13 protein-coding genes are annotated in these 10,211 nt (G+C 66.2%); 3 read left to right on the forward strand and 10 right to left on the reverse strand.

Annotated elements, in window-relative coordinates; genetic code table 11:
* Positions 1-189 precede the first annotated feature (189 nt).
* The 3 genes from EJ105_RS10340 to EJ105_RS10350 form a co-directional block, all read right to left on the reverse strand.
* On the reverse strand, positions 190-396 hold the full coding sequence (locus EJ105_RS10340; protein WP_024278119.1) for a hypothetical protein: 207 nt from the start codon (positions 394-396) through the stop codon (positions 190-192).
* A gap of 154 nt (positions 397-550) precedes the next feature.
* Entirely contained in the window at positions 551-760 is a 210-nt protein-coding gene (locus EJ105_RS10345) for a cold-shock protein (protein WP_024278120.1), read from the reverse strand.
* A gap of 214 nt (positions 761-974) precedes the next feature.
* Positions 975-1,166 carry a hypothetical protein gene (locus tag EJ105_RS10350; protein ID WP_024278121.1) on the reverse strand — a complete coding sequence of 64 codons (192 nt, stop codon included), beginning with the start codon at positions 1,164-1,166 and terminating at the stop codon, positions 975-977.
* Between the two features lie 215 nt (positions 1,167-1,381).
* Between EJ105_RS10350 and EJ105_RS10355 the strand changes: the two genes are divergently transcribed.
* A complete protein-coding gene (locus EJ105_RS10355; RefSeq protein ID WP_029554954.1) occupies positions 1,382-1,681 on the forward strand; it encodes a hypothetical protein in 300 nt (99 codons plus the stop codon).
* A gap of 54 nt (positions 1,682-1,735) precedes the next feature.
* Here EJ105_RS10355 and rpsU read toward each other — a convergent pair whose 3' ends face one another.
* Positions 1,736-2,020 (reverse strand): 30S ribosomal protein S21, encoded by a 285-nt coding sequence (rpsU, locus tag EJ105_RS10360; RefSeq protein WP_024278123.1) that lies wholly within the window; start codon positions 2,018-2,020, stop codon positions 1,736-1,738.
* Positions 2,021-2,157: 137 nt separating this feature from the next.
* On the reverse strand, positions 2,158-2,973 hold the full coding sequence (locus EJ105_RS10365; protein WP_250166263.1) for a transglutaminase-like domain-containing protein: 816 nt from the start codon (positions 2,971-2,973) through the stop codon (positions 2,158-2,160).
* Positions 2,974-3,077: 104 nt separating this feature from the next.
* Here EJ105_RS10365 and EJ105_RS10370 point away from each other — a divergent pair, with 104 nt between their 5' ends.
* Together EJ105_RS10370 and EJ105_RS10375 are read left to right on the forward strand one after the other, a co-directional pair.
* On the forward strand, positions 3,078-3,896 hold the full coding sequence (locus EJ105_RS10370; protein ID WP_250166264.1) for an N-formylglutamate amidohydrolase: 819 nt from the start codon (positions 3,078-3,080) through the stop codon (positions 3,894-3,896).
* Positions 3,897-4,038: 142 nt separating this feature from the next.
* A complete protein-coding gene (locus EJ105_RS10375; protein WP_250166265.1) occupies positions 4,039-5,400 on the forward strand; it encodes an O-linked N-acetylglucosamine transferase, SPINDLY family protein in 1,362 nt (453 codons plus the stop codon).
* Between the two features lie 60 nt (positions 5,401-5,460).
* Here EJ105_RS10375 and EJ105_RS10380 read toward each other — a convergent pair whose 3' ends face one another.
* The 5 genes from EJ105_RS10380 to EJ105_RS10400 form a co-directional block, all read right to left on the reverse strand.
* Positions 5,461-6,165 carry an ABC transporter ATP-binding protein gene (locus EJ105_RS10380; protein WP_024278127.1) on the reverse strand — a complete coding sequence of 235 codons (705 nt, stop codon included), beginning with the start codon at positions 6,163-6,165 and terminating at the stop codon, positions 5,461-5,463.
* On the reverse strand, positions 6,158-6,982 hold the full coding sequence (locus EJ105_RS10385) for an ABC transporter ATP-binding protein (protein WP_250166266.1): 825 nt from the start codon (positions 6,980-6,982) through the stop codon (positions 6,158-6,160). The genes EJ105_RS10380 and EJ105_RS10385 overlap by 8 nt, the downstream gene beginning before the upstream one ends.
* Positions 6,979-8,028, reverse strand: a complete 1,050-nt coding sequence (locus EJ105_RS10390; protein WP_250166267.1) for a branched-chain amino acid ABC transporter permease — start codon at positions 8,026-8,028, stop codon at positions 6,979-6,981. The genes EJ105_RS10385 and EJ105_RS10390 overlap by 4 nt, the downstream gene beginning before the upstream one ends.
* Positions 8,025-8,897 carry a branched-chain amino acid ABC transporter permease gene (locus tag EJ105_RS10395; RefSeq protein ID WP_024278130.1) on the reverse strand — a complete coding sequence of 291 codons (873 nt, stop codon included), beginning with the start codon at positions 8,895-8,897 and terminating at the stop codon, positions 8,025-8,027. Before EJ105_RS10395 ends, EJ105_RS10390 begins: the two co-directional genes overlap by 4 nt.
* A 152-nt stretch (positions 8,898-9,049) precedes the next feature.
* The gene (locus tag EJ105_RS10400) at positions 9,050-10,204 is read right to left on the reverse strand and encodes an ABC transporter substrate-binding protein (RefSeq protein ID WP_029554947.1); all 1,155 of its coding nucleotides are present in this window, start codon (positions 10,202-10,204) and stop codon (positions 9,050-9,052) included.
* Positions 10,205-10,211 lie beyond the last annotated feature (7 nt).

Genomic DNA, 10,211 nt, shown 5'->3' on the forward strand with positions numbered 1-10,211 from the left:
GCCAGCATCGGCGCCGTTTCGGCCAAGTTGCGACGGGGGCGGGGAGAGGGTGTCCAAGCGTGAGGTGCGGCAATTATGCCCGTCGCCATCCCGGATGCCGCGGCGCACCAGCGGCAGGGATCACGGGCTTTGCCCCGAGCTTTGGCGGGTCTTGCTGCTTCAGGTCTTGCTGCTTCAGGTCTTCTTGCTTCAGGCCTTGCGGCGGCGCTTGGGCGGCGGCGCGGCGGGGGCTTCCCGTTCGCTGGCCTCCCGCAGGGCCCGAAGCCGCGCGCTCTTCTCGCGCACCGCTTCCAGTTCGCCCTTGTTGCGCTCCATGGCCCGCTCGATGGATTCGTCCAGCTGGCGGCGGCTCTCGGCGCTGGAGAGCGTGTTCTGATGTGTCGTGATTGGGGTCATTCCGAAGGATATCATGATCCGGGTCGAAGCCCGAGAACTAAGATTTGAGAAAAATGGATAAAGAAAAAGGCCCCGCCTGTTCAGGCGGGGCCTTTTTTGAATTCATGATGCATTAGTCCAGCGGCCAGTACATCCGTGGTCCGCCGGAGCAATGTCACGCGGCCTGGAGATTCCCGGCCGAATTCTTTCCGGACTTGTTGTCCCGGACGATGTCGAACTGGAGCTTCTGGCCTTCGGCGAGGCCCTGCATTCCAGCGCGCTCGACGGCCGAGATATGCACGAACACATCCGCGCCGCCGTTGTCGGGCTGGATGAAGCCGAAGCCCTTGGTGGCGTTGAACCACTTCACGGTGCCGATATTCATGACGATTTCCTTTCAATCGCGCGTAGGAGTTCCGCCCGAGAGGTCGAGCAGAACAAGAGTTAGAAATTGAAGGGAGGTATCGTCAGACGCGGCTTGGCGTCAGAAAATCAGCCGTCAAATTCAGACAAACGGAACATAGGGGGCTATTGTGTTGATAGCAAGGCCTGGATTTATGTCCGGCCAGCTTCTCTGTTCGCCGCCTCTATTTCTCCGCCTATATTTCCCCGGGATGGCGAAGTTCGGATTCGCGAGCGATGCGTTCGAACGCCTCGTTCTCGCCCTTCACGCGATAGCTCGGCTCGCCCTTGTCCTGAGGCATGATGCGGACGATCTGGAACCGCCCTTGCGGCGATCGGAAGCCCGCAATGAACTCAACCCAGCCATTGGCGTTAAATTTCGTAACCATGCTTTTCCTTTAGCACACTTTCTCGCCCAGGCGTGCTCAATTCTCGTTCAGATGAGAGATTTATCGGACAGTTTTAATCACGCGTCCGAGCATGTTCATGATAGGATTGAATCGGTTTCGATGCCGAGACCGAAGGAGCTGCCATGAAAAAAGCGTGCGTCTTGATCTGCCTCCTCTGGGCAGGTGCATCACCCGCTTGGGCGAACTCCCCCGTCATGACGCTGGATTTCACATGGATCGGAACGACCCTGTGCGCGCCGCGGCCAAGCAGCCCGGAATTCCAGGTGGATAATGTCCCGTCCGGGACTGCACGGCTGCGGTTTGCGCTGATGGGGCCCAGCGGACGTGAGCTTGGCGGGGCCGACGTGCAGCTTCCCGCTCGCGGAGCCATCCCCAAGGGCGCTGTCTCCTACCGATCGCCTTGCGTCGGTGGAATCTACACCTGGACCGTCGAAGCCATCGACGCCGAAGGCAAGCTCCTCGCCTCCGCCAGCCTCGCGCGGCCGTTCTACTGAACGCGGTCGAGGGGCCGGGGCAATGCGCCCCCGGCCCTCTGACGGCTGAAGGGATCAGCGGCCGGTGAAGGTCGGCGTGGTGCCGGGTGCCGGGCCGCGGGCGTTAGTGGGCCGGACGCGGCGCTTGGGGGCGGCGATCAGGCCTTCCCACTGGGCCTTCTTCCGGGCGGCCTTGCGATGCCGGCGAATCGCCTCGTCATGCTCGCGCGCCTTGCGCTCGGAAGGCTTCTCATAGGCCCGGCGCTGCTTCATCTCGCGGAAAACGCCCTCGCGCTGCATGCGCTTCTTGAGAACCTTGAGGGCCTGCTCAACATTGTTGTCTCTGACGAGAACCTGCAAAAGATATCCAATCTGAAGGTCGTCCCGGGTCCCCGGCCAGATGTCTGACCGCTCGCCCGGATGCCGGCCGTGGCCGGTGTGTGGTGAGTGTAGAGCGATATGGCCGCTAAAGCGATGCGCCCGATTGCGTCATCGCCTCACGGGGCTTCCGGGGCTTCGACGGTCAACACCTTGAAGGAGGTGAGCGTCGACGGGCCAAAGGATGTCACGAGCGCCACATCGGTCGCGTCCCGCCCCCGTGCCATCAGGATGCGGCCGATGCGCGGCGTGTTGTGACGGGCGTCGAACGTGTACCACCGCCCGCCAAGATAGACCTCGAACCAAGCGCTGAAGTCCATGGGCGCCGGATCGGCGGGAACCCCGAAGTCGCCGAGATAGCCGGTGCAATAGCGGGCCGGGATGTTCATGCACCGGCACAAAGTGACGGCGAGATGGGCGAAGTCGCGGCACACGCCCTGCCGGCTGGTGTAGGCGTCGAAGGCGGTCTTCAGCGGGCTGGCGTGGGCATAGTTGAAGACGATATGGCCGTGGACGAAATCGCAGATCGCCTGCACCAGCGGCCAGCCCTTGGGCAGGTGGCCGAACTGCGACCAGGCAAACGCGCTCAGGCGATCGGTCTCGCAATAGCGGCTGCCCAGAAGGAAGAGGAGCACGTCCACCGGCAGGTCGCCGAGGGCATGCTGGGGCGCGTCGGGGGCGACGTCGTCGGGCAGCCCACTGTCGCGGATTTTGAAGTCCGTGCGCATGGTGAGCCCGCCGGCGGGCGCGGAGATGACGTGGCAGAAATTGCCGAAGCTGTCGTGATAGGTGTTGGCGGGAATCGGCGGGTCGAACATCACCCGGTCCGGATTCAGGAGATCGGTGATCCGGGAGGGATGGACACTCAGGGTGAGAATCATGGGCGTCGGCTGCGGGCAGCCGTAGGTAATTTCGTAGCCGGCGTGAATCAGCATCTGGGCCTCAGCTCTGTGCGGACATGGCCCGCAGATCGGTTATGGTGCGCGCAGCCTCGGGGCTGTCGCGTCAGGTGCGTGGCCCGTGCCGGAAAGGTCCTGACGTGAGCGCGCCTGTTTCCTTACTGACGGCGGACGACATTCCGCCAGTCACTGTGATAAATCCCGAAGGGCGTTCCGCGTTCCTTATCGTCTCGGATCACGCGGGAAACAGGCTGCCCCGCTCGGTCGGAACGCTGGGCCTCCCGGCGGTGGACCGCGAGCGCCATATCGCGTGGGACATCGGCATTGCCGGCGTTTGCCATGCGCTTTCAGAATTACTCGATGCCACGCTCATTCAACAGAACTATTCTCGCCTGCTGATCGACTGCAACCGGCCACTGGGCGCCGCGCAGTCCATCCCGGCGGAGAGTGATGCGTCGCCTGTTCCCGGCAATCAGGGGATCGGCGCGGCGGAGCGCCGGGCACGCGAGGCCGGGATCTTCCTGCCGTATCACGCGCGCATCGCGGCCGAACTCGACCGGCGGCAGGCCGCAGGCGCACCGGCCATCCTCCTCGCCATGCACAGTTTCACGCCGGTTTTCGCCGGCTTCGTGCGGCCATGGCACGCCGGCCTGCTCTATCATCGCGACAGCCGGTTCGCGCGGGCGCTCCTCCCCGTGCTGCGCGCCGATGCCGCGCTCATGGTGGGAGACAACGAGCCGTATGCGGTGAGCGAGGCGACGGACTGGACCATCCCGGAGCACGGCGAGCGGCGCGGCATTCCCCATGTGGGCATCGAGATCCGGCAGGATCTGGTTGCGGAGCCCGATGGCCAGCGGCAATGGGCCGAGCGGCTCGCACCGTTGTTCGTCGCCGCTGCCGCGCGGCTCGAGGAGACGGGAGAATTGGGTGCGGACCGCACGGCGCTGCTTCAGGAATAGCCTTCAGCTACCCTCCGGCGGCGCGATCCTTGCTTGCCAATGGGGTCTGACTTTCGAGATCGAGGCTGACTTCCTCCGCTCGGCACATCAGATGGCCATCGCTCTCCTGCGCAGGCCATAGGCGCGAACGGGAAGTGTGAACATGGCCACGGTGCGGCAGCGCAGCGTCTGCGAATGGGACGATCTCGCACCTGAAGACATCGCCATCGGCGCAATGCTCGCCGGCGAGGACGATCACCTGCTGCCGCCCTTCCATCTTCTGTCCACGCCCGGCGTGAGCGCGAAGCAGCAGCGGGCGTGTTCGGAATTGTGGACCCGCGCGCGCCGGACCGCGGCCGGGGCGTCGGACCCCGGCCTACGCTATGCCTTCGATGACGGGCGTGGCCGGAAAATGCGCCTCGGCTATCTCTCCAACGATTTCCAGGAACACGCCACCGCCCACCTTCTGATCGAGGTGCTGGAGGCACATGCCGGTGCGGATTTCGAGGTGCTTGCCTATTCCTTCGGCGCGGACGACGGCCAATCCATGCGCCGCCGGACCATGGCCGCCTGCGACCATTTCATCGACATCTCGGACATGGACGATCAGGCTGCGGCGACGCGCATCCATGCCGACGGCGTGGACATTCTTATTGATCTGAAGGGGTTCACGTCAGGGGCGCGGAGCGGCATCGTCCTCCTGCGGCCGGCGCCGATCATCGTGAACTATCTCGGCTATCCCGGCACCATGGGCGCAGGGATGTGCGACTACCTCATCACCGACCGCTTTCTCACGCCCGCCGCCAGCGCCCCGGACTATGCCGAGGCCCTGGCCTACATGCCGCATACCTATCACCCCCACGGCCGGCGGACGCCTCCGGGCACGCGGCCGGGGCGGCGGGAGGTCGGGTTGCCGGAGGAGGGCTTCGTCTTCTGCTGCTTCAACCAGCCCTACAAGATCTCCCCCGACATCTTCGCAATCTGGTGCCGGCTGCTGGCGCTGGTGCCCGACAGCGTGCTGTGGCTGCTCGACCATCCCCATGCCGCCGGCAACCTCCGTTCGGAGGCAATCCGCCATGGCGTGGATGCGCGGCGGCTGGTTTTTGGCGCAAACCTGCCACAGGCGGCCCATCTCGCCCGGCTCCAGCTCGCCGACCTGATGCTCGATACCGCGCCATTCAATGCGCACACCACGGCGAGCGACGCGCTCTGGGCCGGAGTGCCGATCGTGACTTGTCCGGGGGAAACCTTTCCGTCGCGGGTGGCAGGCTCCATCCTGCACGCGGTCGGTCTCGGCGAACTGGTCGCCGAGGACCACGCCGGCTATTTCGAACTGGCGTACGACATAGCCACGGAGCCCGGCCGCCTCGCGGCCCTCAAGGCGCGGCTGGACGCCAACCGGCTGGAGACGCCTCTGTTCGACGTGTCGGCCTACACCCTGGCCCTCGAAGGCCTCTACCGGGCGATGATCGTCCGCCACCGCGACCGGCTGCAACCCGCCACCATCGGTGCGTCCGCACCCTGAGCGCGGCGAATTCCGTTGCTTGCCGCGTTCGGACGCGCCCGGCGGGGCGGGATGCCGGCGTCAGCTTCCCAGATACGCCGCCCGCACGTGGGGATCGTCGATGAGGTCCGCGCCCTTGCCGGACATGACGATGCGTCCGGCCTCCAGCAGATAGGCGTAGTCGCACAGTTCCAGCGCGGCAAAGGCGTTCTGCTCCACCAGGAGCACGGTGGTGCCGGCGTCGCGGATGGAACCGATGATGGCGAACATCTGCTCGACGATGTTGGGCGCCAGCCCGAGCGAAGGCTCGTCGAACAGCACGAGGCGGGGCCTCGACATGAGCGCGCGGCCGATGGCCAGCATCTGCTGCTCGCCGCCGGAAAGGGTGCCGGCCATCTGGTGGCGGCGCTCGGCGAGGCGGGGAAAGCTCGTATAGATGCGCTCGTAATCCGCCTTCAGCCCGGCATCGCTGGCGCGCAGATAGGCGCCCATGGCGAGGTTTTCCGAAACGCTCATGTGCGGGAACACCCGCCGGCCTTCCGGGCAGTGGGCGACGCCGAGCTTCAGCATCTTCTGCGGCCCGGCGCGGGTCACGTCGTCGCCCTGAAGGCGGATGGAGCCGGCACGCGCCGGCACGAGGCCGGAGATGGTGCGCAGCGTCGTGGACTTGCCCGCGCCGTTGGCGCCCACCAGCGCCACCAATTGCCCTTCGCCGACGCTGAGCGAGATGCCCCGGAGCGCCGCCACCTGGCCGTAGCCGCAGACGAGATCGGAAATCTCAAGCATGGGCCACCTCCCGCTGCTCCAGCTTCGCGGCACTCTTGCCGAGATAGGCCTCGATGACCTTGGGATCGGTGCGGATGGCCTCGGGCGGCCCTTCCGCGATCAGCCGGCCGTAGTTGAGGCAGACGATGCGGTCGGAGACCTCCATCACCATGGGCATGTCGTGCTCCACGAGGAGGATGGTGACGCCCTCGTCCCGCACCTTGCGGATGAGGCGCACGAAGCCCTGCGTCTCCGAGGCGTTCATGCCGGAGACCGGCTCGTCCAGCAGCAGCATTTTCGGCTCCACGGCCAGCGCCAGCGCGAAGCCCACGAGCCGCTGCTCGCCATAGGAGAGGGACCCCGCCTTGTCGCCGGCGCGGGCGGTGAGGCCCACCATGTCGATGATGGCGTCCGCCCGCTCCCGCACCGCATTCTCCGCCCGTCGTGCGGCGGGGGTGGGGAACAGGCGGTCGAGGAGGGCTGCCGCGCGCGTGTCATCGCCATGGCGGTGCAGGCCGATGAGCACATTGTCGCGCACCGTATCGTCGGCGAACACGCTGGTGCGCTGGAAGGTGCGGGCAAGGCCCAGGCGGGCGATCTCGTTCGGCCGCGTCTGCGAGAGGTCGCGGCCCCGGAACAGCACCCGGCCCTGCGTGGGCTTGAGGAAGCCGGTCATGATGTTGAAGGCGGTGGTCTTGCCGGCGCCGTTGGGGCCGATGAGGCTGAGGATCTCGCTCTCTTGCACGTCGAAATGTAGGTCGGCGATGGCCGTGAGGCCGCCGAACTTCATGCCCACATGCTCCACGTTCAGGATGGCGTTGCCACGCGTCGTGCTCATGGGTTCGCTCCCATCTTGGCAGGCATCACGTCCGTCGGCTTGTCGCCGGCCTTGCGGCGGGCGGCGATGCGTTCGCCGAGGCCTTCCAATGCCGGCACGATGCCGCGCGGCATGAGGAACAGGATGGCGATGAGGATGGCGCCGTAGACGATCCACTGGGCTTCCGGCGCCATCACCGGGCGCAGCGCCACCGGCAGCAGGCCGAACAGGATGCCGCCCACCAGCGGCCCCGCCAGAGTGCCCTTTCCGCCGGACACCACCATGATGACCATGGTGACGGTGTAGGAGAACAGGAACACGTCCGGATCGATGATGCGGATGTAGTGGGCATAAAGGCTGCCGGCCGCCCCCGCCATGGCGGCGGAAATGGTGGCCGCGACGGTGAGCGTGCGCGTCGCGTTGATGCCGAGGGACAACGCGAGGGATTCGTTCTCCTTCAGCCCCCGCATGGCCCGGCCGAAGCGCGAGGCGACGAGGCGCGCGATGAGGAGATAGCTCGCCACCGCCACCGCCAGCACCAGATAATAGTTCTGCATCTTGGAGCGCAGCGCCACGTCGCCGAGGCCCGGCACCGGCAGCACCATGTTGGGAATGGCGGTGAGGGCGAGGGGGCCCTGTGTCAGCTCCACCCAGTTCAGCGCGACGAGCCGCACCACCTCGGCGAATGAGATGGTGACGATGACGAAATAGGCGCCGCGCACCCGGAACGAGAGCCGGCCGATGAGATAGCCGGCGAGCCCCGTGATCAGGATGGCGAGCAGGAAGCCGAGGAGCGGCGCGCCGCCCTCGTGGGTTACGCGCAGGCCGAAGGGCAGGCTCACGTCGAAGCCCAGCGCGGTGAGCGCGCTCACATAGGCGCCGATGCCGAAGAAGGCCACATGCCCGAGGCTGAGCTGCCCGGTGAAGCCGAGCAGTAGATTGAGGCTCATGGCGCAGATGGTGAGGATGCCCGTGATGATGAGGGCATTCAGCAGATAGGGGTCGGTCAGGCCGAGCGGCAGCAGGGCGAAGACGACGAGGAAGAGGGGGGCGATGAAGCGCGTCATCCGATCCGCTCCGCACGCGCGAACAGGCCGGTGGGCTTCACCAGCAGAACTGCGATGATGATGAGGAAGCCCATGGCGTCGCGATATCCCGAGGAGATGTAGCCGGCGCCCAGCTCCTCGGCGAAGGCGAGGATGAAGCCGCCGATGGTGGCGCCCGAGATGGAGCCGAGGCCGCCGAGAATGACGATGGCGAAGGCCTTCACCGCGGCGAGGTCGCCCATCTGCGGCGTCACCACATAGACCGGCCCGAGCAGCGCGCCGGCCGCCGATGCCAGCGCCGAGCCGATGGCGAAGGTGGCGGTGTAGATGAGGGAGACGTTGACGCCCATGAGCGACGCCGTGTCGTGGTCCTGGAAGGTGGCGCGCATGGCGCGGCCGAGCTTGGTGCCGTTGATGGTGAAATAGGTGATGGCGATGAGCGCCACCGCCGCGCACAGCACGAACAGGTTCACGTAGGAGAGCGACACCGGCCCGAAGGTGAGCGGCTGCGCCGGGAAGGGCGTCGGCACGGCCTTGGCAACGCCGCCGAAGATCCAGAGCGTGCCCGACTGCATGATGATGCCGGCGCCGATCATCACCAGCATGGTGGTGTCGATGTCGGAGCGCCGCAGCGGCCGCAGCAAAGTGAATTCGATGAACGCGCCGACCAGGAGGCCCGCCACGAGGGCCACCGGCAGCGCGACGAAGAAGTTCAGCCCCAGCGCCACCGCCGCCAGATACATGGCGTAGCCGCCGAAGGTGTAGAGGGCACCATGGGTGAAGTTCACCACGTTCATGATGCCGAAGATCAAGGTGAGGCCGATGCCCAGCAGCGCATAGGTGCCGCCGAGCACCAGCGCGTTGAAGATGTGTTGCAGCAATTGGTCCATCTGGCCTGTCCGGTCTGGCGTTCGGGGCTGAAGCATGTCCGCTCGGCGAGAGCGGGGTGAGGGCGGGCGGCGTGGCCGGGCAGTCGGTCCCGCGCGCCCGCCTTCACCCCGACGCCCCCGCCCGAAGGCGGGGGAATGCGCGAGGCGCCGGATCAGCCGCCGAGCTGAACCTGGTTCACCTTTCCGCCGGAAATCTCGATGATGTAGACGTTGGGCTTGGACTGGCCGCTCTCCTTGCCCGCCGGGCCGCTCTTGTTGAACTTGATGGGGCCGTTGAGGCCCTTGAAGTCCACCTTCCAGAAGCCCTTCTGGATGGAGGCGGGATCGGTGCCGCCGCCCGCCGCGATGGCGGCCGCGACCGTGCGGATGCCGTCATAGCCGCGGAAGCTCTCGGTGGCGCCGGCGAAGTCGAAGCCGCGCTTCTTCCACTCGCTGAGGAAATAGGCGGTGGCCTCGGGGTTCGGGGTCTTCTCCGGCCACCAGGGCAGGAAGGTGGTCAGGTGCATGGTGCCGTCCGCCGCAGCGCCGGCCTGGGCGATGATCTGGTCGGGGTTCTGCGAGCCGCCGGTGGTGATGATGCGCTTCTTCAGGCCGAGGGCCGCCATCTGCTTGAACAGGAGGGTGAGCTGATCCACGGCGCTCGTCACCATGATGGTGTCGGCGTCGGAGGCCTTCAGCTTGGCGAGCTGGGCGCTCATGTCCTGGGCCGACTGGTCCATGGTCTCCACGAGGCCGACCTCGACGCCGTTGGCCTTCAGCATCTTGGAGAAGTCGGCGGCGGCGCCGCGGCCCCAGTCATTGTTGATGACGAGAAAGTCCACCTTCTTCAGGCCGAGCTTCTTGACGCTGGGCTCGAACGCCTCGGCTTCCACGGAGGAGGGCGGCGAGATGCGGAAGATGAAGGGGTTGCCGGAGGTGGTGATCTTGCCGGAGGAGGAGGTCTCCACCAGCATGGGCACGGAATATTCCTCCAGCTTCGGCATGGTGGCCAGCGTCAGCGAGGAGCCCCAGGCGCCCATCAGCACCGGCACCTTGTCGGAGGTGATGAGCTTTTCCGCCACCGAGGCGGCCTCGGTCGGGTTGCTCTTGTTGTCCTCGATGACCAGCTCGACTTTCTTGCCGAGAATGCCGCCCTTGGCGTTGATCTCGTCGGCGGCGATCTTGGCGCCGTTCACCACATAGGTGCCGGAGGCCGCGAAGGCACCGGTGAGGGGCTCGTTGACGCCGATCTTGATGGTGTCGGCGGCGAAGGCCGTGCCGGCGAGAAGGCTGAAGGCGAGAGCGGCGAGTGTCGTCCGGCGTGACATCAACATG

The organism is Xanthobacter aminoxidans (assembly GCF_023571765.1).
GTDB lineage: Bacteria > Pseudomonadota > Alphaproteobacteria > Rhizobiales > Xanthobacteraceae > Xanthobacter > Xanthobacter aminoxidans.